The 23,332-nt window shown below is 47.6% G+C and carries 18 protein-coding genes and 2 pseudogenes; 13 read left to right on the plus strand and 7 right to left on the minus strand.

Annotated elements, in window-relative coordinates; all coding sequences use genetic code 11:
• Positions 1-93 precede the first annotated feature (93 nt).
• From mreB to LPW36_RS02485, 12 genes and pseudogenes are all read left to right on the plus strand, one after another.
• Positions 94-1,137, plus strand: coding sequence for a rod shape-determining protein MreB (gene mreB, locus LPW36_RS02430; protein ID WP_108900499.1), 1,044 nt, complete (start codon positions 94-96; stop codon positions 1,135-1,137).
• Between the two features lie 189 nt (positions 1,138-1,326).
• A complete protein-coding gene (gene mreC / locus LPW36_RS02435; RefSeq protein WP_230607907.1) occupies positions 1,327-2,385 on the plus strand; it encodes a rod shape-determining protein MreC in 1,059 nt (352 codons plus the stop codon).
• A complete protein-coding gene (gene mreD / locus LPW36_RS02440) occupies positions 2,385-2,873 on the plus strand; it encodes a rod shape-determining protein MreD (protein ID WP_230607908.1) in 489 nt (162 codons plus the stop codon). The genes mreC and mreD overlap by 1 nt, the downstream gene beginning before the upstream one ends.
• A gap of 8 nt (positions 2,874-2,881) precedes the next feature.
• Entirely contained in the window at positions 2,882-3,472 is a 591-nt protein-coding gene (locus LPW36_RS02445; RefSeq protein ID WP_230607909.1) for a Maf family protein, read from the plus strand.
• 2 nt (positions 3,473-3,474) lie between these two features.
• The gene (gene rng, locus LPW36_RS02450) at positions 3,475-4,944 is read left to right on the plus strand and encodes a ribonuclease G (RefSeq protein WP_230607910.1); all 1,470 of its coding nucleotides are present in this window, start codon (positions 3,475-3,477) and stop codon (positions 4,942-4,944) included.
• A gap of 46 nt (positions 4,945-4,990) precedes the next feature.
• The gene (gene yhdP, locus LPW36_RS02455; protein ID WP_230607911.1) at positions 4,991-8,806 is read left to right on the plus strand and encodes an AsmA2 domain-containing protein YhdP; all 3,816 of its coding nucleotides are present in this window, start codon (positions 4,991-4,993) and stop codon (positions 8,804-8,806) included.
• Entirely contained in the window at positions 8,806-9,654 is an 849-nt protein-coding gene (gene nit1, locus LPW36_RS02460) for a deaminated glutathione amidase (RefSeq protein ID WP_230607912.1), read from the plus strand. The genes yhdP and nit1 overlap by 1 nt, the downstream gene beginning before the upstream one ends.
• A gap of 5 nt (positions 9,655-9,659) precedes the next feature.
• Positions 9,660-11,105 (plus strand): metalloprotease TldD, encoded by a 1,446-nt coding sequence (tldD, locus tag LPW36_RS02465; RefSeq protein ID WP_230607913.1) that lies wholly within the window; start codon positions 9,660-9,662, stop codon positions 11,103-11,105.
• Between the two features lie 126 nt (positions 11,106-11,231).
• Positions 11,232-11,732: a DUF1993 domain-containing protein gene (locus tag LPW36_RS02470; protein ID WP_230607914.1), complete on the plus strand. Its 501-nt coding sequence runs from the start codon at positions 11,232-11,234 to the stop codon at positions 11,730-11,732.
• A 212-nt stretch (positions 11,733-11,944) separates the two neighbouring features.
• Positions 11,945-12,748, plus strand: a pseudogene (locus LPW36_RS02475) (DUF817 domain-containing protein).
• A 153-nt stretch (positions 12,749-12,901) separates the two neighbouring features.
• On the plus strand, positions 12,902-13,420 hold the full coding sequence (locus LPW36_RS02480) for a ribonuclease domain-containing protein (protein WP_230607916.1): 519 nt from the start codon (positions 12,902-12,904) through the stop codon (positions 13,418-13,420).
• Positions 13,420-13,695 (plus strand): barstar family protein, encoded by a 276-nt coding sequence (locus tag LPW36_RS02485; RefSeq protein ID WP_230607917.1) that lies wholly within the window; start codon positions 13,420-13,422, stop codon positions 13,693-13,695. Before LPW36_RS02480 ends, LPW36_RS02485 begins: the two co-directional genes overlap by 1 nt.
• 1 nt (position 13,696) lies before the next feature.
• On the opposite strand, the gene LPW36_RS02490 is transcribed toward LPW36_RS02485, so the two are convergent.
• The 7 genes and pseudogenes from LPW36_RS02490 to yjgA all read right to left on the minus strand — a co-directional run bounded on the left by LPW36_RS02490 (position 13,697) and on the right by yjgA (position 21,652).
• Positions 13,697-15,175, minus strand: a complete 1,479-nt coding sequence (locus LPW36_RS02490; RefSeq protein WP_230607918.1) for a sigma-54-dependent Fis family transcriptional regulator — start codon at positions 15,173-15,175, stop codon at positions 13,697-13,699.
• 264 nt (positions 15,176-15,439) lie between these two features.
• Positions 15,440-16,141 carry a thiosulfate reductase cytochrome B subunit gene (gene phsC, locus LPW36_RS17920; protein WP_420844703.1) on the minus strand — a complete coding sequence of 234 codons (702 nt, stop codon included), beginning with the start codon at positions 16,139-16,141 and terminating at the stop codon, positions 15,440-15,442.
• A 237-nt stretch (positions 16,142-16,378) separates the two neighbouring features.
• A pseudogene (locus tag LPW36_RS17925) lies at positions 16,379-17,071 on the minus strand (cytochrome c3 family protein); the annotation flags it as partial.
• 10 nt (positions 17,072-17,081) lie between these two features.
• A complete protein-coding gene (locus LPW36_RS02500) occupies positions 17,082-17,513 on the minus strand; it encodes a cytochrome c3 family protein (protein WP_230607920.1) in 432 nt (143 codons plus the stop codon).
• 16 nt (positions 17,514-17,529) lie between these two features.
• Complete coding sequence (locus LPW36_RS02505; protein WP_230607921.1) at positions 17,530-19,152, minus strand: flavocytochrome c; 1,623 nt, start codon at positions 19,150-19,152, stop codon at positions 17,530-17,532.
• A gap of 19 nt (positions 19,153-19,171) precedes the next feature.
• Positions 19,172-20,848, minus strand: a complete 1,677-nt coding sequence (locus tag LPW36_RS02510; RefSeq protein ID WP_230607922.1) for an HAL/PAL/TAL family ammonia-lyase — start codon at positions 20,846-20,848, stop codon at positions 19,172-19,174.
• 246 nt (positions 20,849-21,094) lie between these two features.
• Entirely contained in the window at positions 21,095-21,652 is a 558-nt protein-coding gene (yjgA, locus tag LPW36_RS02515) for a ribosome biogenesis factor YjgA (RefSeq protein WP_230607923.1), read from the minus strand.
• A 217-nt stretch (positions 21,653-21,869) separates the two neighbouring features.
• On the opposite strand from yjgA, the gene pmbA reads away from it, so the two are divergent.
• Positions 21,870-23,210: a metalloprotease PmbA gene (gene pmbA, locus LPW36_RS02520; RefSeq protein WP_230607924.1), complete on the plus strand. Its 1,341-nt coding sequence runs from the start codon at positions 21,870-21,872 to the stop codon at positions 23,208-23,210.
• The last annotated feature ends 122 nt before the right edge of the window (positions 23,211-23,332 follow it).

Raw genomic sequence — 23,332 nt, forward strand, 5'->3', positions numbered from 1 at the left:
ATGGACGCTTTTTTGTGCCTTGTAGCCGTCCTTCGTGGTTGGTAAAGTAGGCGGATTAATATACCGTCTCAGCTTTCAGGATTACTTTCTAGAATGTTTAAGAAATTTCGTGGCATGTTTTCTAATGACCTGTCCATTGACCTTGGTACCGCAAATACCCTGATCTATGTAAAAGGACAAGGAATCGTATTGAATGAACCTTCTGTGGTTGCCATTCGTCAGGATAGAGTTGGCTCGCAAAAGAGTGTTGCTGCTGTAGGCCATGAGGCCAAGCAGATGTTAGGTCGTACTCCTGGATATATCTCTGCGATTCGCCCAATGAAAGATGGTGTAATTGCAGACTTCTTTGTAACCGAGAAGATGCTACAGCACTTTATTCGTCAGGTTCACAGCAATAGCATTTTACGCCCAAGTCCGCGTGTGCTGGTGTGTGTGCCGGTAGGTGCTACTCAGGTTGAGCGCCGTGCAATTCGTGAATCCGCTCAAGGGGCTGGTGCCCGTGAAGTATTCCTGATTGAAGAGCCAATGGCTGCTGCTATCGGTGCTGGCCTGCCGGTATCTGAAGCAACGGGTTCTATGGTTGTTGATATTGGTGGTGGTACCACAGAAGTTGCCGTCATTTCTCTGAATGGTGTGGTTTACTCCTCTTCTGTACGTATCGGCGGCGACCGTTTTGATGAAGCGATCATCAACTATGTGCGTCGTAACTATGGCTCACTAATTGGTGAAGCTACTGCTGAACGTATTAAACATGAAATTGGATCGGCTTATCCTGGTGATGAAGTCCGTGAAATTGAAGTCCGTGGCCGTAATCTGGCAGAAGGTGTGCCGCGTGGATTTACATTAAATTCAAATGAAATCCTTGAAGCCCTGCAGGAACCTCTGGCGGGTATCGTTAGTGCAGTTATGGTGGCGTTAGAGCAATGTCCTCCTGAGCTGGCTTCTGATATTTCCGAACGTGGAATGGTTCTGACTGGCGGTGGTGCACTATTGCGTAATTTAGATCGCTTGCTGATGGAAGAGACTGGTATCCCTGTCGTTGTGGGCGATGATCCTCTAACTTGTGTTGCCCGTGGTGGTGGTAAAGCGTTAGAAATGATCGATATGCACGGCGGTGATTTATTCAGCGAGGACTAATTTCATTTTTGTTCTCTTTCTCTGACAGTGAACGTTCTATGGAAGGCTGCAGGTAACAGGGACCATTATTATAATGCCTGTCCGGTTCTGTCTTTCAGAACGCCACTGTAGTGTAAGCACAGATAGAAATTAAGTTGTCCCTGCCAGAAGGGGTCGCACCCCTTCTTGTCGACAAGGATAATGCAATTTATGAAGCCTATTTTTAGCAGGGGGCCATCCCTGCAGTTACGCCTTTTTCTGGCCGTTATCTTTGCTATCGTCCTGATTGTTGTCGATAGTCGGTTAAGTATTTTCTCAAAAGTACGTAGTTATCTGGACACGGCCGTTAGCCCATTCTTTTTTGTGGCAAATGGACCTCGCGACATTTTAGATGGCGTGTCTGACTCCTTTACTTCTCGTGAAGAACTACAGAAAGAAAATGAATTACTGCGTAATGAACTGTTGCTGAGAAACAGCGACATTCAGCTATTGGGGCAACTCAGGCAGGAAAATAACCGATTACGTGAGCTACTGGGTTCACCGCTGCGTGGCGATGAGCATAAAATGATTACTCAGGTGCTTTCAACGGAGTCCGATCCTTACAGCTACCAGGTGGTTATTGATAAAGGGTTTCAGGACGGTGTATATGAAGGCCAGCCGGTTATTAACGACAAGGGCGTTGTCGGGCAGGTGGTTGCCGTTGCTCGTAACACCAGCCGTGTTTTGTTAATTTGCGATACCTCTCACTCTTTGCCGATTCAGGTTCTGCGAAATGACATTCGTGTTATTGCCGTAGGAACTGGCTGTACGGAAGATTTACAGTTGGAATATCTACCGCGGGATACCGATATTCGTGTGGGTGATGTTTTGGTCACTTCAGGCCTTGGTGGCCGTTTTCCTGAAGGCTATCCGGTCGCCGTTGTCTCTTCCGTCACGATTGACAATCAACGGGCTAATACCGTGATTCAGGCGCATCCAACCGTTGCGTTACAGCGTTTACGCTATTTGTTGTTGTTATGGCCAAACGATCGTGATGGGCTTCAGCCTCTGCCTTCAGAAGAGGTCAGACGTATAGCAAAAGAGCGCTTACGCCAGATGATGCCTCAGGTTCTGCCTCCGGAAACAACGCCTCCGGTACCGCCAGCAAATTCTACGCCGTCATCGGCGGTTCCGGGCGCAGCGCCTCAACCGCCAACGCCATTAAGACAGCCAGCAACACCAAGACAACCGGCGCAACAACTTGTAGCACCAACTAATCGGGGTCGGTAATGAGCAGTTATAATAGCTCTGGCCGTCTGATTGTCTGGATCACCTTTTTACTGGCCATGGTATTGCAAACCATGCCGTGGCCAGCGGAATTGCACCAGTTTCGTCCTTCGTGGGTGATGTTGATTTTAGTGTATTGGGTGATGGCCTTACCGCACCGCATTAATGTTGGTACGGCTTTTATTCTTGGTTTGATCTGGGATTTAACTCTGGGGGCGACACTGGGTGTCAGAGGATTAGCGCTGGGTATTATTGCTTATGTCGTGGCCTTCCGCAGTCAGTTGCTGCGTAATATGGCGCTGTGGCAGCAGGCACTTATCGTGGTGTTACTCTCTTTAGTGATGAGCGTGATTGTTTTCTGGGCTGAATTCCTGGTGCATAACGTTACATTTCGCCCGGAGATTTTGTGGAATAGTGCAATTAACGGTCTGTTATGGCCGTGGCTATTTTTATTAATGCGTAAAGTGCGTCGGCGCTTCGCTGTCCGATGAGATTTTATATGCAGCCTATTTATCTGGCTTCCGCCTCTCCCCGTCGCCGTGAATTGCTACGGTTGTTGCAGATCCCTTTTGAACGTTTAAATACCGAAGTCGAAGAATGCCAGCTGCAAGGGGAGAAGCCGTTAGACTACGTTTGTCGTCTGGCAAAAAGCAAAGCGCTGGCAGGGGTATTGGTGGCCGAAAAGGATTATCCGGTTTTGGGCGCTGACACCATTGTGGTGCTGGACGATAAGGTTCTGGAAAAGCCAAAAGATACCGAAGATGCCGCTCGCATACTGAGGATGTTGTCAGGCCGACAGCATGTGGTAATTACGGCAATTGCTTTTGCTAATCAACGGGATGTGATGTGTTATTCTGTTAGCACAGAGGTTGTTTTTCGCCAACTGAGTGAGCAGGATATTATCGATTATATTGCCAGCGGCGAACCGATGGATAAAGCGGGAGCTTATGGTATTCAGGGGTTTGGCGGTGCTTTTGTCAGGACAATTCATGGTAGCTATCATGCCGTTGTCGGTTTACCTTTGGTTGAAACCCGTGAGCTTCTGGATGCCTTTTTGGCAGCTCAGACCGGGTGCATAAATAAGGAGTAAAAATGACGGCGGAACTGTTAGTTAACGTCACCCCCTCTGAAACCCGGGTCGCTTTTATTGATGGCGGCATTCTGCAGGAAATTCACATCGATCGGGAATCTAAGCGCGGTATTGTAGGCAATATTTATAAAGGTCGTGTCAGTCGGGTTCTGCCGGGAATGCAGGCCGCGTTTATTGATATTGGATTGGATAAAGCTGCTTTTCTTCATGCATCAGATATTATGCCGCACACCGAGTGTATTGCTGATAATGAACAAAAGCAGTTTCATGTACGCGACATTACCGAGTTGGTGCGTCAGGGGCAGGATTTGGTCGTTCAGGTGGTAAAAGACCCACTGGGTACTAAAGGCGCCCGTTTGACTACGGATATTACGCTGCCTTCCCGCTATCTGGTGTTTATGCCCGGCGCTGCCCATGTCGGTGTTTCTCAGCGTATTGACAGCGAAGAAGAGCGCGAGCGCTTAAAGCAGATTGTGGCGGAGTATTGCGATGAGATGGGCGGTTTTATTATCCGCACCGCCGCAGAGGGTGTGGGTGATGAAGAGCTGGCTCAGGATGCGGCTTTTCTTAAGCGCCTGTGGAGTAAAGTGATTGAGCGCAAGAGCCGTGGCGGTACGAAAAATATGCTGTACGGTGAGCTGGCGCTAACCCAGCGCGTGTTGCGTGATTTTGTTGGTGAATCACTGGATCGTATTCGTGTGGACTCTCGTCTGACCTATGATTCTCTGGTGGAGTTTACCGCAGAGTTTATGCCACAGATGACCTCCAAGCTGGAGCGTTATACCGGCAAGCAGCCCATTTTTGATCTGTACGATGTTGAAAATGAGATTCAGCGGGCTTTGGATAGAAAGGTAGAGCTAAAGTCTGGTGGCTATCTGATTATCGATCAGACCGAAGCCATGACGACCATCGATATTAATACCGGCGCATTTGTTGGTCATCGTAATCTGGATGAAACCATCTTTAATACCAATATTGAAGCCACTCAGGCGATTGCCCGTCAGCTACGATTGCGTAATTTAGGTGGTATTATCATTATTGATTTTATTGATATGACCAGTGAAGACCACCGTCGCCGGGTATTGAATTCTCTTGAGCAGGCATTGTCTAAAGATCGGGTTAAAACCAGTGTAAATGAGTTTTCTGCGTTAGGATTGGTTGAAATGACTCGCAAGCGTACTCGTGAAAGTCTGGAACATGTGTTGTGTGGCGAATGTCCAAGCTGCCGCGGTCGTGGTCGGGTGAAAACGGTGGAAACCGTCTGTTATGAAATCCTGCGGGAAATTGTACGGGTGCACCACGCTTACGATGCGGATCGCTTTCTGGTTTATGCTTCTCCTACGGTTGGCGATGCGCTGAAGAGTGAAGAGTCATACTCTTTGGCAGAAGTAGAGCTCTTTGTTGGAAAACAGGTTAAAATTCAGATAGAACCACTTTATAACAGGGAACAGTTTGATGTGGTGATGATGTAGTGGGCCAGTGAGACATTAAACCCGTTTAGTAGCCAGAGGAGGAAGGATGAGGCGAACGAGCCGCATGCTGTTTAAAATAGTGATACTGCTATTAGTGCTGCTTACGCTGGTTGTCGGTGGTTTGCGCTTTGCCTTGCCCCGAATTAATGATTATCGTCAACCCATTCTGGATACCGTTAACCGATTTACCGGCATTCCTGCCCAAGTGGAGCAGATGAGCGGTAAATGGGAAATATATGGCCCCGCTCTTGATTTACGCAATATCTCGCTGGAAACCTCTGCCGGAAAAATTGATATCTCCCGGGTCACTGTAGCCCTTGATGTTTGGGAATCTTTACTGCGTTTTCGCTTTCAGTTCCGGGACCTGACCTTTTATCAGGTTAAGGGTGACCTTGACTATATGGTGGGGCAGTCGGGCGAGAGCAAAGAGTCTTCAGACTTAACCACACTGGAAAACATCTTTTTAAAACAGTTTGACCACTTCATTTTACGCGACAGTAAACTCTCTTTCTTAGCGCTGTCTGGCGATCGGGTTATCGTTGAGCTTCCACGATTAACCTGGATGAATAGCCGTAACCGCCACCGTGCTGAAGGTCAGGTTCATGTTTCAACCGAAAATGGCACCCAAAGTTTACTGGAGGTACGTCTCGATCTCAGGGATGAAGAGGGGCTGTTGGATAATGGCACCATCTACCTTCAGGCTGATAACGTCAACATGCTGCCGTGGCTCAGTCACTGGTTTAAATCGAATTCTGGATTTGATAATGCCCAGTTTAGCCTCTCTTCCTGGCTCTATATTAAAAAGGGGATGATTGATGGGGGAGATATATTCCTGAATCAGGGAAGAGCTAACTGGCATAATAATGAAAATATGCACCAGTTAGATGTAAACCAACTGGCAGTACATATGAGCCGACAGGATAAAGGCTGGCGTCTGGATGTGCCGTCTCTCAACCTGAAAACGGATGGCGTGGTCTGGCCTGACGGTCGGGTTAGCTTGTTCTGGCAACCCGAGGGTATCGTTTCCGGTGGCAATAAGTGGGAGGAGATGCTACGTATTCGGGCGGAGAATCTCAGCCTTGACCATATCAACCCGTTATTGCCTATCTTTAGTTTTCTGACGCCTGATGTTCTGGATATCTGGTTTAGTATGGAGCCTCATGGCAATCTGCCGCTGCTGGCGCTGGATATTCCGTTAAAGCAGCCGGAACAAATTCGCTTTCAGGCCGAGTGGCAGGAAGCCAGTTGGAAGCCCTGGGAATTAATTCCGGGAAGCAATCATACTCAAGGGACTATCGCCGGGAATACCCGCGAAGGAACCTTAAATATCGCTCTGAATAACAGCACATTACCATACAGCAACGTATTTCGTGCCCCTCTGAAAGTGAGTAAGGCCAATGCCACGTTAAACTGGATAAATAACCAAAATGAGTTTCGTTTATGGAGTGAGCATATTGATGTTCAGGCCAAATCTTTGTGGGTCAACGGTGGGTTTGACTACACTCAACCGGAAGGCGGCGACCCCTGGTTAAGTATTCTGGCGGGCATTCGGGTATATGATGCCGGTGATGCCTGGCGTTACTTCCCTGAGCCGCTGATGGGTAAAGATTTAGTCGATTACCTCTCTTCCTCCATTGTTGCCGGTAAGTCAGATAACGCCACTCTGATCTTTTCCGGTAATCCGGTTAAATTTCCTTATCCGGAAGAAGATGGCCTGTTCGAGGTGTATGCGCCATTAACGGAAACCACCTTTAAGTTCCAGCCTGACTGGAAGCCATTAACCAATATGACCATAGACCTGGATTTCATCAATGCAGGATTATGGATGAATGCTCCAACGGCGAAGCTGGGCAAGGTCAATGGTCGTAATATTGAAGCCATTATTGCGGACTATGCCAAACAGCAGTTAACCGTTGCTGCCGATGTGGATGGTGATGGCATCGATGTTCGTGACTATATGAATGGTTCGCCGTTGAAGTCATCCGTAGGCGCAGCGCTGGAGCAAGTTGAAGTTAAAGGTAATGTTAGCGGGCGGTTACAACTGAATATCCCTCTTGATGGTAAGGATGCCATTGCCAAAGGTGATATTACCCTGAAAGATAATAGCCTGCATATTAAACCCATTGATTCCACTATGGAAAATGTCAGTGGTACCTTCAGTTTTGATAATGGTGATCTGATTAGTAAACCATTAACGGCCCTGTGGTTTGATCAACCGGTAGGTTTAAACTTCTCCACCAAGCAAAATTCCAAAGATTATGGTGTTAAGGTTGGTATCACCGGTAACTGGTCGGTGGCTAAGCTGCCATGGCTACCAAAAGATATGGCTTCAGAAGTAGCGGGTAATGCTGGCTGGAAGAGCGATGTTAATATCGCATTACCACCAAAAGGTAGTGCTAAATATGATGTGTTATTTACCGGCGATTTAAAAGGCGTGAGCAGTCGATTGCCATCGCCGTTAAATAAGTCATCAGGATCGGCGCTGCCGGTGAAACTGAAGGCCAGCGGTGACCTGAAAGGCTTTAATATGGATGGGACTATTGCGGGCAATCAGGCGATCAATAGTCAGTGGGTATTCACTAATGACCAAACCCGATTGACGCGTCTTGCCTGGCAGATGAATAGTCAAAAAATACCAGCGCTCTCTTCCGATGAACGTCTTGATATGCAATTACCGGCGTTAAATGGTGAAAAGTTAATGGAGGTTCTTGGTTCACTGAGTTCGGCGGAGACCGGCGGAAAAACAGGAAAATTTGCCATGCCGCCGCGCTGGATTTTCCGTTCGCCGCAGGTTGAACTGGCCGGACAGTTCTGGCGCGATGTTGCCGTTGATGTGGATACCCGTTCAGCAAATACACAAGTGGGGATCAAAGGTAAAGAGATCGATGCCCGACTCAGTATTAACAATAATCAGCCGTGGCAGGTAGATATTGGCTACCTGTACTTTAATCCTAAAAAAGAGAGCCTGTTGGGCAGCTCTGACGAGAGTAAAGGTAAGGCAGGCAAGTCATCGCTTTCCTCCATTAATTTTGACCTTCTGCCATCCCTTGCAATTCGCTGTAAAGAGTGCTGGGGAATGGGGCAACGTTTGGGGATCGTTGACGCCGATATAAGGTTCCGCTCCGAAAGCTTAAGCCTGAGCAATGGTATTATTGACACCGGTAATACCCGTTTAACGTTCAGCGGCGACTGGTTGCGTTCACCGGCAGGTTCTGCCACCCGGGTTGATGGTAAATTATCCGGGCAGCAAATCGATCGCAGCATGGATTACTTTGGCATTTACACCTCGCTTAAAGATGCACCATTTGATGTGAGTTTTAGTCTGGCGTGGCAGGGAGAGCCCTGGTCACCTCAGGTAGATACCCTTGATGGACAGGTAATTACCAAGCTGGGTAAAGGGATGGTCGATAATGCGGGTGGCGGTCATGCCGGGCAGATACTACGATTGTTAAGTTTTAACGCGTTAATACGTAAACTCCAGTTTGATTTTAGTGATACGTTTGGCAATGGTTTTTACTTTGATACTATCAATGGAAGCTTTACGCTGGCGAAAGGCGTTGCAACCACCAGTGATACTTTGATCGATGGTTTATCTGCGGACATTGCTGTTGATGGCTCCATTGATTTAGCCAAACAACGCCTCAATCTTAATGCTGTCGTCGCACCTGAAATTTCGGCTACGGTGGGGGTAGCCACTGCATTTGTGGTAAACCCTATTGCAGGGGCAGCGGTGTTTACGGTGAGTCAGGTTCTTGCGCCTCTATGGAATAAGATTTCACTGATTCGTTATAAAATTGATGGTAGTTTCGAAAATCCAAGTGTGAACGAAGTATTGCGTCAACCTAAGGGAGAAGGCGATTAATGAGAAGTGCTAACGTAGCCCTGTTACAACTCTGTAGTGGGGATAATGTGCGTGCCAATCTGGCGCAAATTGAGCAACAAATTAAGCAGTTGAAACCCCATGTGAAGTTGGTCATGACGCCGGAGAATGCGTTACTGTTTGCTGATACTCAAACTTATTATAAATATTCCGAAACAGAAGGAACCGGGCCACTTCAGGATGCCATCAGGGAGATGGCCATACGTTACGGCGTATGGATTTTAGTAGGTTCAATGCCGCTTATCAGCCGTGAAGATCCGGACCGTTTAACCGCCAGTAGCCTGCTGTTTGATGATCAGGGCGAAATCAAAGCCCGTTATGACAAAATGCATATGTTTGATGCTGACGTTGCCGACGGGCACAACCATTACCGCGAGTCAGATGCCTATGCCTATGGCCAGCATTTAACGGTGGTTGATACGCCGGTTGGCCGACTGGGAATGACCATTTGCTATGATTTGCGTTTTCCGGGTCTGTATCAGGCACTGAGAGAGCAGGGCGCTGAATTGATCTCTATTCCGGCGGCGTTTACCCGTGTTACCGGGGAAGCCCATTGGGAAATTCTGCTGCGTGCTCGTGCCATTGAAAACCAGTGCTGGATTCTGGCACCCGCTCAGGTTGGGCGTCACGGTTCTACCCGTCGTACCTGGGGCCATACAATGGCTATCGATCCATGGGGAAGCGTGGTCGGCATTAATGCGGATGCGGTTGAAGGTATCAAGGTACATGTAGATACTTCCGGTATGCAAAAATTGCGTGAGCAAATGCCCGTCGTCAAACACAACAGATTTCAGCCGGTGTTGAAAAATCCATTAAATAAGAGTGAATAACCATTATGAATCTGACGCTGGTCAGTGAGCAGCTATTGGCTGCGAATAAATTAAGCCATCAGGATCTGTTTAGCGTTCTGGGGCAATTGTCTGAACGGCGTCTGGATTATGCCGACCTCTATTTTCAATCCAGCTACCATGAGTCCTGGGTTATTGAGGACGGTATTATTAAAGATGGTTCCTACAATATCGATCAGGGTGTTGGGGTTCGGGCGATCAGCGGTGAAAAGACCGGCTTTGCCTATGCGGATCAGATTACATTAAATGCCCTGACCCAAAGCGCCCATGCAGCACGCTCCATTGTCAGCGATAAAGGAAATGGTAAAAGCCATGTGTTGGGTGCAGTGCCTTACTCCTCTCTCTATCCGGCCATCGATCCGCTGCAAAGCCTGACCCGTGAAGCCAAAATTGAATTACTGCATCGGGTAGATAAAATCGCCAGAGCTGAAGACCAGCGGGTACAGGAAGTCAATGCCAGCCTGAGCGGCGTGTATGAAATGGTACTGGTTGCTGCCACCGATGGCACACTGGCTGCGGATATCCGGCCTTTAGTTCGCCTGTCGGTGAGCGTGCTGGTGGAAGAAAACGGCAAGCGTGAGCGCGGTTCCAGCGGCGGCGGTGGTCGTGTTGGTTATGAGTATTTCCTTGAACCAACTGAAATGGGAATTCGTGCAGAAGTCTTTGCTCAGGAAGCGGTAAGAATGGCGCTGGTTAATCTTTCTGCCATTGCTGCGCCTGCTGGTGCAATGCCTGTGGTTTTGGGCGCGGGCTGGCCTGGAGTGCTATTGCATGAGGCGGTTGGTCATGGTCTTGAGGGTGATTTTAACCGTAAGGGCTCGTCGGTATTTAGCGGTCGTATGGGGGAACTGGTGGCATCAGACCTCTGTACTGTAGTGGATGACGGTACCATGATGGGGCGTCGCGGTTCTCTGTCCATTGATGATGAAGGGGTTCCCGGTCAGTACAACGTGCTGATTGAAAAAGGTATTTTGAAAGGCTATATGCAGGATAAGCTAAATGCCCGACTGATGGGGTTAGCCCCAACGGGTAACGGACGTCGCGAATCTTATGCCAGTTTGCCAATGCCGCGTATGACCAATACCTATATGCTGGCGGGTAAGTCCAGCCGGGAAGAGATTATTGCCAGCGTAGAATACGGCCTGTATGCCCCTAACTTTGGCGGCGGTCAGGTGGATATTACTTCCGGAAAATTTGTGTTTTCTACTTCTGAAGCCTATCTGATTGAAAATGGCCGAATTGGCAAAGCGGTTAAAGGGGCGACACTGATTGGCTCTGGCATTGAGGCAATGCAGCAAATCTCTATGGTCGGCAACGATCTGGCGCTGGATAAAGGGGTTGGCGTGTGCGGTAAAGAGGGGCAAAGCGTGCCCGTCGGCGTCGGGCAGCCAACGCTGAAGCTGGATAATTTAACCGTAGGCGGAACCGCCTGAGGTACTCAATAAAAACAGATCGGGTAACGGTTTATTCGTTACCCGGTTTTGATTTATGCCATTAATCAGGAATGTTCTCCTCCTGAGTTCGACAGTTTTCATGTCATCTTTCTACGGGGTATTAAAATGAGTATTTCCTACTATCAGTTAGCTACGCAAAGTACCACTCGTGTTCTGAATAACCTTGATCATTTGATTGATATGGCGATGACATTTTGTGCAGAGCGCAAAATTGATGAGTCGGTATTGTTCAACGATCGTTTAGCGCCGGATATGTTTCCTCTGTCGCGTCAGGTTCAACTGGTAAGCGATATGACCAAAGGCTGTGCAGCGCGTTTGGCCGGTATTGAACCACCAAGCTTTGCCGATACCGAAACCTCATTTGAACAGTTGAAAGAGCGCATCAGAAAAACCGTCGATTTCATTGCCACGTTAAAAGAGAGCAACTTCGCCGATTGTGAGAAGCGTGATATCAAACTGCCGTGGTATGACAATGCACTTCCGGCAGAAGTCTTCTTATTACAGCACTCTCTGCCAAATATCTACTTCCATATCGCTACGGCATATAACATTTTACGCCACAATGGTGTGCCGGTAGGTAAACGCGATTATCTCGGTAAGATCTAATTTAACCCTCTGACCTTCTTGCGTTTGATAAGAAGGTCAGAGAATAAAGTGATTATTTCCCTACTTCACATTCCCTTCACTCACTTCACACATAGCCCGATTATATTGCTGACTATTCTAACCTCAGTGAGATTACGGCCATGTCAGCAATAGATACCTACTCTTTATCACCGGCAATGGGATATGCTCGTCCCTGGTATATACAGGGATGGATGCGGACATTACCTTTGCCACTGCTGGAGTTTTGGAGCTTCGGGCTAAAAGAGGCGATAAGCTGTATTTTTGCGGTTTCATTTTTTATCACGCTGGCCTTGTCCAAGTTTTTATCCTTGGGTGGCTTGCCACGCTATGACTTTGTGCTGATGGTTGCACTGGTGGTTCAGTTTGCTCTGGTATACAGCGGGCTGGAAATCAAAAAGGAGCTGATTGCTATCTCACTGTTCCATCTGTTGGGGTTGGCGTTGGAGGTGTTTAAAACGGCTCCGGGGATTGGTTCATGGAGTTACCCGGAATTTGCCTACAGCAAACTGTTTGGCGTACCGCTATACAGTGGTTTTATGTACGCGGCAGTGGGTAGCTATATATTGCAGGCATGGCGTCATCTGTCGGTGCGTTTGACAGGGTATCCATCTCATCTGGTAGTGATTATTCTGGCTGCGGCTATTTATATTAACTTTTTTACTCACCACTTTATTGGCGACTACCGTTGGCCGTTAACCTTGATGTTGATTGCGGTATTCTGGCATACCAAAGTTCATTTTAAACCTATAGCACGGGAGTTCTGGATACCATTGCCGTTAGCTTTTTTATTGATTGGTTTCTTTATTTGGATTGCGGAGAATATCGTTACTCTGTTCGGCGGCTGGTAATATCCTAATCAGGCCATCTCCTGGCAGATAGTGCATTTAGGGAAAATCAGTTCATGGGGGTTACTGGTGGTGATTACTTTTGTTATCGTGGCCGAGTTAAAATTTCTCAATAAATGTAAAGAAAGCGAAAATAAGCTGACTAACTAATCGCGATCGAATATTTTTATCCAATGTATTTTTTTGATACACACTGTGACATCTTATTGAGTGGAAGTGTGGAATAATACATATTGGTAAAAAAGCTGATATAAGCTAAATATTAATATAGAGTGAGTTATCGTAATTTGTAACTGAGAGAGCATGAAGAGAAATACCATAGGGATACTGATATTTTGCGTATTATTGATTATTGTTGGCGTTGCTTTCAATAAAATAAATAGTACCCGGCACTCTTCAATTGAGTCTCGCTCAGCGGAGAACTCATCACAACCCGTTGATCGTAATAACGGTAAGCCATCCTCTACGGATATATCAACTCAGGAAATTGATAAGCTTACCCGGCAAGATGTTGTGGCGTCATATGTTCGTCAAAATAAACGTTTGCCGGATTATTACATCACTAAGAGTAAGGCCCGTTCGCAAGGCTGGGATGCTCGCGATGGTAATCTTTGTTCTGTTCTACCTGGTAGGGCTATCGGTGGGGACCGCTTCTCTAATCGGGAAGGAGGGCTGCCTGAAGCATCCGGACGAGTCTGGTACGAAGCGGATATTAATTACCGCTGCGGGCATCGGGGAGCAGACAGATTACTGTATTCAAATGATGGTCTGATATATGTCTCACGCGATCATTATAAACGATTCATGGAGGTAAAAAGCTAATGAGAAGCGTTGTTTTCGATTTTGCTGATATTCGTTCAATGCCGGACTTTTATTTACAGTTCGCTGATATATTCCTGTTACCAGACTGGTTTGGTAATAATTTAGATGCATTATGGGACGCATTAACCGCAGGTATTCGCTTACCGGTTCAAATCGTATTTACCCATTTTGACCGTCAGTCAATGGATTTTGCTTCGTTGTATAATCTGTTTGAAGAGGCGGAGCAAGAGCTTGATGGTTTATTAAGTTTTAATAGTCTGGAAGATAACGCCTGATTCAGTTTCTGTTTTGGGCTTCCTGACTAAATATATCCTTAGTAATACCCAACTTTTTCATTTTGCTATACAACGTATTACTGTTGATTTTAAGTATTTCTGCTGCACCACCTTCACCGGATATTTTCCCGTTGGTTTGTTTCAGCGTTTCAATAATATGCCTTTTGACGATTTCGTTAAGAGGGAGAATTGGCTGTCTGATATCCGGATAATTTCTGTCATATTCTCCGGGTTTAATATCCAGAATATGGGTGCCGGAAGAGATGATGGCTTTTTCCAGACGGGAAATTAATTCAGAAATATTTCCCGGCCAGTCATAATTTAATAATGATTGTTGAAAGCGGGTGGAGAGTAGCGGTAACTTGTGTTGACGGTTTTTTCCCAGTTTTAATAAGTAGTGTGTCACTAATTCAGGAATATCCTCACGGCGTTGTCTTAAAGGAAGTAGCGTCACGCTAAGGCAGAATAAATTATAATAGCGAATACAGCTTAATAAATTGCCGGGATCGGTATGTACCGGTTTAAGCTGGGTTTGAGTAATCAAAATTCGGATGTTATTACCTTTCTCTTTATAAATTTGAATGTTTTTAATTAGCTGGCAGCATGTTGCCTCAGGCAGACATTCAATATTTTCTATCAGTAACGTTCCGCCATCAGCATATTTAAACAGGGTGTTGTCTGTCAGCGTGGTTTCGGTTAGTGTTATCACTCTGGTACTTTGGTCTGGTGCGGTAATAAACAACGTCAGGGTTTCTGCATACAGTGCCGCCAACTGAGCATGCGGGTTTGCTGACTGTTGATGCAGATGGTGCGCCAGCATCGATTTACCGCTGCCTTTCTCCCCACAAATCATAATGGCCTGTTGGCTCCTGGCGATCAAAGGAAGCTGACTAAACAGGGCTGCCATAGGACTGCTTTGCGCGGAGATAAACCCTTCCGGCAGTTTTCCCCGGCTGCCCGATGAGGGCAAATGAGAATACTGGGTGTAAGGCTTTTGCTCGTTAATCAGCTTAAGCTGCGATAAAGCTCGCGACGCTAACAGAGAAAAAGATCCCCGTAATGATTCCACCAGTTCAGCATGTTCAGCTTGGAACGCATTGCTTTTGTAGCTAAAAAACACCACTGCGCCCAGGCGAATATCGTCCACTTTCAGGCGCATCACAATGGCGGATTTTACTTTACGAAAGTGATGCTTAATCACGTAATCAGTCAGCGGATCGTCAGCCAGCCGGTTAAGAATGGTGGTGGTGAAGTTATCGCTAACAATAAATCGTGACAGGACATGAATCGGGATAGATAACACATTCAGCTTTACCCGACTACGGTTACGTGTAGCGAGGGCTAGAAATTGAATGCTTTGGATATCATCACGGTAGTAGTTAAGAAATATGCCATCAATAGGAAACGTCTCTGGTGCTGCCTGAATACAGGCAGAGATCGCTTTTTCCAGTTGTAGAGTACTGCACAGGGCTTCATGCATGGTGGCCATCCTTATTAAGCTATCGCGATAATTTCGGCTGAAATTTAGTCGCCAACTGATAATGTAGGCCCATATAACCCATGCTTCTCTGATTTAACTCAAAGAGAAGAAGAAATGTTTCCAGATGTTTCAATTGAATGTAAATGGCAGGTAACTCAATTATTACAATGAGTTAAATAGGGTTGGTTTTGGGGTATATTACGGATAAGTCAAATTAGAAATCAGTTCCCCCGGTATTAATCGGGGGAACTGATTCCTCTACTTTCACTGTGATTTACCGTTATTACTCTTATGGCGGTGATAACCGTCTATCATTCCTTTCAGTAGTGCTGCCAGACTATCACCAGTCGTACACAGATAAAGGTGAACCAGCAGGAACAGTAATGACACCGCGGCCAGCAGATAGTGGGTATAGGCCACCAACTGTTTGCCCGGCAGGCCAAATACCCTGTCCGGAGTGTTTTCCGGATACAGCATCAGCAGACCTGTGATGATAAGTAATGGCACCAGAAGGTACATCACGCCGATATAGCCTAATTGTTGCAGAGGATTAAATTTACTCTGCGCTGAAGGATGTTCCGGATGCGCCTCTCTACGGAAGATACCAAACAGGTAATAGCGAGTCTGGCGCAGCAGGCGACCCGGCAGGCCGTTGAGTTTCACCACATAGTGATGACCATTACCCAACAGGTTTACCACAATAAACAGCAACCAGACGGCACACAGCGTAAGGCCAGTGATATTGTGCAGGTCAGCCCAGGTCGCCAGTTCACCTTGAGTAAAGTGCATAGCGATGCCTGAAACCAATAGCAGAATAAAACAGAGTGCGTTTAGCCAGTGCCATACCCTGACCGGTAAGGTATACAGATAGGTTTTATGCCATTCACCAGAGGATGTTTTGCTGATGATCAGGCGTAATACACCATGTAATGCGAGAATAAGCAGCAGGGCTGCTGCCAGCCACATAATAGCGCGATCCAGTCGAACATCACCGTTGGCACCGATCAGATAGCTGTTTTTAAACAATGAACCGTTAATCCATTGGACTTCCTGCTGTGCCGGAATGCCACCCAGCGAATTTAGCTTGTCCTGTAGCGATTTATCATCAAATAGCCCCTGATTCAGCAGGCTACCGGCGATAGTTTGCTCCGTCGGTGCAAAATGACGGCGTTGAACCAGAATAGATTTGTCACTGTGGCACTGATTACAACTGACGCTCTCTTTGGCCGGTACGATGTTGTGTAATGTCAGATCGTTGCTGTCCGCATGACAATCAATACAGCGCAATGAATCCAGGTGTAAAGCGGCATTAGGGATAGAGGCATGGGTCAAATCCTGCTCTGTGACCTTTTTGCCGCCAGAAAGCGCCTGATATTCCACGGCCCGGGTGTGGCAGTCAGTACAGAGAGCATTGGAGGAAGTAATTTGCTGCACGGTGGGTTTAGTTATCACACTGCTTTGCATGGTATGAGCATCATGACAGGACTCACAGGTGAACTTACCCTGCGTAGTTTTGCTGGCGTGAACGCTGTTTTTCCATGCATCGGTGATGTTGTGCTGCACCAGCCCGTGGCAACTCTCACAGCTATTGGCTGCAACGGTGGTTTGCGTATGGGGCAGAGCCTCAAATCCGGCATTACCTTGTTCACTCTGGTGGCAGGCAACGCAGGGAACCGTTGCGTGAACGCTTTCCTGATAGGCTTCTTCAGCAATGAAGAGTTTTGCCCCTGCATTATCAGAGGTTACCGCGTGGATATCACTATCGCTATGGCAACGCAGACACTGATTATTGTTAACTTCAGCCGCCTGAGCACTATAACTAAGGGCAAGTACCCCCAGCAGACTCAGTGAACGGAGCAAATACCCCAGCCATTTCCCCATTGATATTGTTTTCATAACATCCTCATCAGGGTTTCATATTCGGGTATTTGAATAAATGGCAGTTGTTACAATAGACCTGTGATGGTTTGTGCTCGCTGTGGCAGGTGCTACAGGGAACATCTTTACCGTAGTGAATCGAGTTATGCGGATTAGGTTCCGGATGACCCTCTTTTGACTTCGGTTCCGTCATGGCGGCAATTTGATCGAGGCTGCCGTGGCAAGTCAGACAATTACTGTCATTAGCTGGTGTGGTTGGCGTTTTGGCTCCGTGACAAAGCTGGCAACTGGCATCACGTCCGGTTGCCGCCAGCGGCTGATGGTAGGGTTTAATGGTGATATCGCTTAACTTTTGTTGAAAGGCTTTAGCGTCGTCAGCCGCGGGCTTCTCATTTTGAGCCCAGACTGAAAGGCTAAACAGCGCAACTAAGATGACGGCGATACGTTGATAGATAGACATAAGTTTCTCCCGTCCCTCAGGCGTTATCTGAATCTGAAGTGCTAAACAATGGATTGGCGGTCTGAGTGGCAACATGAGCACCAGCAATGCGGCCCAGTACTAATCCATCAGCCACGGCGCAACTGCCTAATCGGCTGGCCCCGTGTGGACCACCTGTGACTTCCCCCGCGGCATAGAGCCCCTGTATAGGATGGCCAGTGAGTGAATTGAGCACCTGAGCATTTGGGTTAATTTGTACGCCACCCATGGTGTAGTGCACTTTAGGCCAGACGCGAACGGCGAAGTAAGGGCCTTCAGCCAGCGAAATTGCCCGGCTAACGTCTTTCCCTAAGCGATCGCCACTACCGTTGGCAACGGCGGTGTTGTACTCATCCACCTCTTTTTGCAGATTTTCATAAGGGAGAGCAAAGTGGTCCGCCAGCTGTTTCAGGGTGTCAAACTGCCAGGCAACCTGATATTTCAGTGCTGCAGGCAAGCTTTGGGCATTTTTTGCCCCTTCCTTATTGGTGAAACAGATAGGGTAGACTGGCTTTCCCTGTTCATCGCGTTGAGCAAGGATGGCATCTTCACGGGCTTTACGGTCAGCCAGCTCGTTGGTAAAACGTTTACCGGTGCGCGCATCCACCATAATTCCCATAGGGTAGCCAGCAATGGTATTGAACTGAGAGACGTTACCAAAACCTTTCTCATCCGGGGATGACCAGGGGCCTAACTGAATCAGGTCCAGCTGTACCGGCGTTGCGCCAATTTTTAGCATGGCCAGAATACCTTCTGCGGTAGCGCCCTGATGGTTGGTGGTGTCCAGATCGCTAACCAGTTGAGGATCCTGAATCATACGAAAACGCAAATCGTTACTAAAGCCGCCGCTGCACATGACTACCCCATAGCGAGCGCCATAATTTTTCAGTAATCCGGAGTTCTCATCGGGAAAGTAGTAGTTCTCTTTTACTTCAATGCCAACCACGGTTTGCTGATTATCCTGAATAAAGGACTCAAACTTGCAGCGTGACTTAAAGATAACCCCCAGCTTTTGTGCCGACTGGCGCAGAGGCATAATAATTCCGGCACCGGAGCTTTCAACGGTTTGCAGGGTACGGGGAACCGAATGTCCGCCGAAGTGTTGCACGAAAGGTTTGTAACGCACGCCATGCTTGAGGGTGAACTCGTAGGCTTCCTGGGTGCCGTTAACCAGTACGTGCAGAATATCCCGATGATTTAACCCACGACCCGCTTTTAGCATGTCCTGATACATCAGTTCCGGCGAGTCCTGAATACCCGCTTCTTTTTGCTGTGGGGAACCGGCAACGGCGAAGGCGCCGCCGTTAATGGTTGAGTTTCCACCAAACACTGCCATTTTATCTATAACCAGAACGCTCAACCCGTGGCTTTTTGCCTCCAGCGCGGCGGCAAGACCGGCAAAACCGCTGCCGACCACAATCACATCATAAATTTGATGAAAACGGGTTCTGCCGCCGGTGACCGTCTCTGGCACATTGATGGTTACCGGAACTGCCTGAGCAGGTGCCATAACCAGAGACATAACGCCTCCCGTTGCCAGCAGTGCACCTTTAGTCAGAAAGCTACGCCGGGTCGGGTTGTTAATGCTGTCTGGCGGTAACGTTTTTTTGTTGTTGCTCATAATTATTCCCTTTTAACGCCTATTTCTGGTTGTGATAACCGGCAACAATATCGGCACTGTTTTTAATGTCATCGCTGTAAATACGGTCCTGATCGACAAAAGGAACGACTTTGCGGTAAGCCTGATACAGCGCCTCAGTTTGATTACCCATGGTCATCTTCGGCATGATCGCTTTACGTAAATCGATAGCCTGGGTGGAATGCAGCAGTTCCAGGCCATAAATCACATTCATGTTGTCGACAATGCGCTGTAAACGCTGGGAAGCGTACAGATTATTGGTGAAGGTGTCCTCAATGGTGCCTGCCATCACTTGACCATCGAGAGAAACCGGATTGACTAAGTCGACAATTTGAGAGTGCAGCGCAACCTGAGGTTTCTGGATAGCGCCAAATGCATGGCCAGGATTATCTTTTGCCGTCAGGAAACGGCTTAAACCGGTGAAATGGTCATCGGACAGGTGCAGCGTGCGCTGTACGCTGTTATGGGAAAGATGGCCCAGTGACAACGAAAGTTTCTGCACTGCTAAAGCCAGAGGCAGTGGTTCAAAGTTGGCGCTGGGGTAGATGGCACCTTTAACATCTTTGCCCTGTACGTAGTACTGTTTAACCTGACTATTGTCGGCGTACTCCTGTGTGGCATCCAGAATGACAGCAGGGTTATCGTCAGAGCTGTTCATTTGAACCGACAGCATCTGCCGGGCATTAACCAAATCGCGTTTTGCTTCGTTTAAGGCAAACACCGTGGTACGGAAAGAAAGTGGATCTTGCAGAGGGCGAGCATCATTCTTTTCCCATAAATAGGAGCCGGTCAAAACATCGCAGATTGATTTGGCGCTGTCATCTAATCCTGAGAATGGGCGAACTTTAATATTCTGTGGCAATACCGGTGAGATATTACCGTTTAGCCCTTCCAGACTCAGGCCAAATACTACCGGTGTAATATCAACAATCTGCTGTGCATCCATAATTGCTTTAGCGGAATAAGCGGTAGAGATAGCGTTGGTAGACAGAATCGAAAGGGCGTCTTTACCAATAGGGTCCAGCGGGGTGATACCGGCACTTTTCAGCGCCTCTCCGGCAGGAATAACCTTGTTGTTTACGCTAACCCGCCACTCACCCATCATGGCATCACCGATATGGGAAGCCAGAGTAATGTCCGCTTCGCCGACTGAACCCTGAGAAGGAACTACCGGCGTAATTCCCTGATTGAGGAATTTCTCATACAGTTCCGCCACGTAAGGCTGTGCTCCGGTGGCACCGGTTAGCATGGTGTTTAAACGGATCACCATGGCCAGACGTACCATATCCACCGGCATATCCGGGCCAACCCCGGCTCCGTGGGCGCGTAGCGCATTACGGTTAAAGGCTTTAGAGGCTTCTACCACCTCAGGGCTTAAACGACCGTGGGCATCAAACAGCGATTTATCTTTATTCAGACCTACGCCCACGGTTAAGCCATAAACCGGAACGCCCTGTTCTGCCGCCAGCATTAGCAGCTGGTTAGATTTTTTTACCCGCTCCATCGCCGCGGGATCGATTTTTACACTCTTACCCTGCGCTGCTACGCTCCAGGCATCGGCTAATGTCAGATTATGCCCGTTGAGTACCAGAGATTCCTGCGCCATTAAGCTTCCACTAAATAAACCACCAGCGACCAGAGCACCGGTAACGAGGGTAAACATTGCGTTATTTTTCATTTTTTGATTCCCCATAATAAAGTTATGGGTATTCTAATTATTTATAGGTAGGTGGACTTAGAGGTTACGGGCACATCCAGAGTGGGGATTTTTGATATATCGTCACTGATGAGCGGAAAAATAGCGTTACGAAAAGGGGCGGTAGTGAGTGGCTATTGGGGGATTTAAAATAGAGGCAAGCGTTGAAATATGAGGTTGTCAGCAATTCTGAACAACAGAAAAGCTGACAAATCAGATTGGAGATGATTATTCCTGAGGGGCTTCAGCCAACTCTTTTAAATACTGGAATATCAAACGCGAACTTTTTGGTGGCTTATTTCCCGCACGCTCTTTTTGTGCGGCTCGTACCAGCGAACGTAACTGTTGGCGGTCGCCCTGAGGGTAAAGCGCTAACACTTCAGAGATAGCATCATCGCCGTGGTCTATCAGACGGTCGCGTAGGTTTTCCAGCTTATGGAACAGCGAGACCTGCTGGTTATGGCGATTTTTCAGCTTATCTAATGCGGTTTGAATGGGTTCCACATCCCGTGAACGCAACATTTTACCAATCAGCTGGATTTGACGGCGATAGCCTTCTTTTTTGATCCGCTGTGCCAGATTAATGGCGGCACGCAAATCTTCATCCAGTGGAATACGTTCCAGAGCGTTTTTACCCAGCTTAACTAACTCGGTACCGAGATCTTTGAGCGCTTCGGCATCCCGTTTAATTTCACTTTTACTGACCCAAATGATCTCATCGTCTTCCTGCTCTTCGCCGGGAAGCTCGTCATCAAGCCATTCGTTGTCATTATCGAATTTATTCATATTGTTACTTAACCTAAATCAGGATGCTTAAAATGGGTAATCCATTAATCTCTTTCTGTTTTTCCATTATTATAGGATAAACAGCGTCCGAATAGGCTAGTGCCGGGGACGAAATCTGGAGATTAATCTTAACAGGTTGTTGGCGTTCTGCGAAATCGGACGCATATCCTGTTAAACTTCACTCAATTCTTTTCTGATGATGGTAGAGCCCTGAACAATGAAAATAGTCACTCAAGTTGCAGAACAACGTAAAATGTTAGAGCAGGCGGTTGCCCAAGCGCTGGAGCTTGCTAAAGCCGCTTCAGACGCTGCGGAAGTTGCCATTACTAAATCTACCGGTATTGGCGTATCTACCCGATTTGGTGAAGTGGAAAACGTGGAGTTTAACAGTGATGGTGCGTTAGGCATTACGGTTTATCACCAACAGCGTAAGGGCAATGCCTCTTCCACCGATTTAAGTCCGGACGCTATCGCCCGTACCGTTCAGGCTGCTCTGGACATTGCTCGTTATACTTCGCCGGACCCTTATTCAGGGCTGGGTGAACGTGAGCTGATGGCCTTTGAATCACCGGATTTAGACCTGTTCCACCCAACGGAGTTGGATGCTGAACGCTTTATTCAGCAGGCCGCATTGGCAGAGCGTAGCGCTATGTCAGCAGATAGCCGTATTACCAACAGTGAAGGCGGCAGCTTTAACAGCCACTATGGCATCAAAGTTTACGGTAATAGTTACGGTATGCTGCAAAGCTACTGTTCCAGCCGCCATTCCATGTCATGTTGTGTCATTGCAGAACATAATGGTGATATGGAGCGTGATTATGCCTATACCATTGGTCGTGATATTGCCGACCTGAAAAGCGCTGAATGGGTAGGGCAGGAGACCGCGCGTCGTACTCTGGCGCGCCTGAACCCACGTAAACTGGCAACCATGCAGGCACCGGTTATGTTTGCCGCTGAAGTAGCCACCGGACTGTTTGGTCATCTGGTTTCCGCTATCAGCGGTGGAAATATCTATCGTAAATCCTCTTTCTTACTGGACCACTTAGGTCAGCAGATTCTGCCGGACTGGCTGACCATTGGTGAATATCCACATCTGCTCAAAGGTATGGCTTCAACGCCGTTTGACAGCGAGGGGATTCGTACCCAAACCCGTGATATCGTCAAAGCCGGAGTACTGGAAACCTACCTTCTGACCAGCTATTCAGCGCGTAAATTAAATATGACCAACACCGGCCATGCGGGCGGCATTCATAACTGGCGTATCAAAGGTCAGGGAAATGATTTTAACGCCATGTTAAAACAGCTGGATCGCGGTCTGTTAGTGACAGAACTGATGGGGCAAGGGGTTAGCACGGTAACCGGTGATTACTCTCGTGGCGCAGCCGGTTTCTGGGTTGAAAATGGCGAAATTCAGTATCCGGTTAGTGAAATTACCATCGCAGGTAACCTGAAAGACATGTTGCGTAATATGGTTACTGTCGGTGACGATATTGAAACCCGCAGCAATATTCAATGCGGTTCCGTTCTGCTGGAACAGATGAAGATTGCGGGTGAGTAAGTAATGTAACTATCTATTTTTATTATTCATCATAAACAAACAGGCAGATTTCTATTAGAAGTCTGCCTGTTTCATATTAAAAAAGAATTAAGTGTCATGGTAAACAGGAACTGGTTACCGTG

This window comes from Limnobaculum eriocheiris (assembly GCF_021010575.1).
GTDB classification, from domain to species: Bacteria; Pseudomonadota; Gammaproteobacteria; order Enterobacterales; family Enterobacteriaceae; genus Limnobaculum; species Limnobaculum eriocheiris.

Coding starts and splice junctions, on each gene's coding strand:
- mreB (WP_108900499.1), top strand. CDS start 94: ATGTTTAAGAAATTTCGTGGCATGTTTTCTAATGACCTGTCCATTGAC.
- mreC (WP_230607907.1), top strand. CDS start 1,327: ATGAAGCCTATTTTTAGCAGGGGGCCATCCCTGCAGTTACGCCTTTTT.
- mreD (WP_230607908.1), top strand. CDS start 2,385: ATGAGCAGTTATAATAGCTCTGGCCGTCTGATTGTCTGGATCACCTTT.
- LPW36_RS02445 (WP_230607909.1), top strand. CDS start 2,882: ATGCAGCCTATTTATCTGGCTTCCGCCTCTCCCCGTCGCCGTGAATTG.
- rng (WP_230607910.1), top strand. CDS start 3,475: ATGACGGCGGAACTGTTAGTTAACGTCACCCCCTCTGAAACCCGGGTC.
- yhdP (WP_230607911.1), top strand. CDS start 4,991: ATGAGGCGAACGAGCCGCATGCTGTTTAAAATAGTGATACTGCTATTA.
- nit1 (WP_230607912.1), top strand. CDS start 8,806: ATGAGAAGTGCTAACGTAGCCCTGTTACAACTCTGTAGTGGGGATAAT.
- tldD (WP_230607913.1), top strand. CDS start 9,660: ATGAATCTGACGCTGGTCAGTGAGCAGCTATTGGCTGCGAATAAATTA.
- LPW36_RS02470 (WP_230607914.1), top strand. CDS start 11,232: ATGAGTATTTCCTACTATCAGTTAGCTACGCAAAGTACCACTCGTGTT.
- LPW36_RS02480 (WP_230607916.1), top strand. CDS start 12,902: ATGAAGAGAAATACCATAGGGATACTGATATTTTGCGTATTATTGATT.
- LPW36_RS02485 (WP_230607917.1), top strand. CDS start 13,420: ATGAGAAGCGTTGTTTTCGATTTTGCTGATATTCGTTCAATGCCGGAC.
- LPW36_RS02490 (WP_230607918.1), bottom strand. CDS start 15,175: ATGCATGAAGCCCTGTGCAGTACTCTACAACTGGAAAAAGCGATCTCT.
- phsC (WP_420844703.1), bottom strand. CDS start 16,141: ATGTGGCTGGCAGCAGCCCTGCTGCTTATTCTCGCATTACATGGTGTA.
- LPW36_RS02500 (WP_230607920.1), bottom strand. CDS start 17,513: ATGTCTATCTATCAACGTATCGCCGTCATCTTAGTTGCGCTGTTTAGC.
- LPW36_RS02505 (WP_230607921.1), bottom strand. CDS start 19,152: ATGAGCAACAACAAAAAAACGTTACCGCCAGACAGCATTAACAACCCG.
- LPW36_RS02510 (WP_230607922.1), bottom strand. CDS start 20,848: ATGAAAAATAACGCAATGTTTACCCTCGTTACCGGTGCTCTGGTCGCT.
- yjgA (WP_230607923.1), bottom strand. CDS start 21,652: ATGAATAAATTCGATAATGACAACGAATGGCTTGATGACGAGCTTCCC.
- pmbA (WP_230607924.1), top strand. CDS start 21,870: ATGAAAATAGTCACTCAAGTTGCAGAACAACGTAAAATGTTAGAGCAG.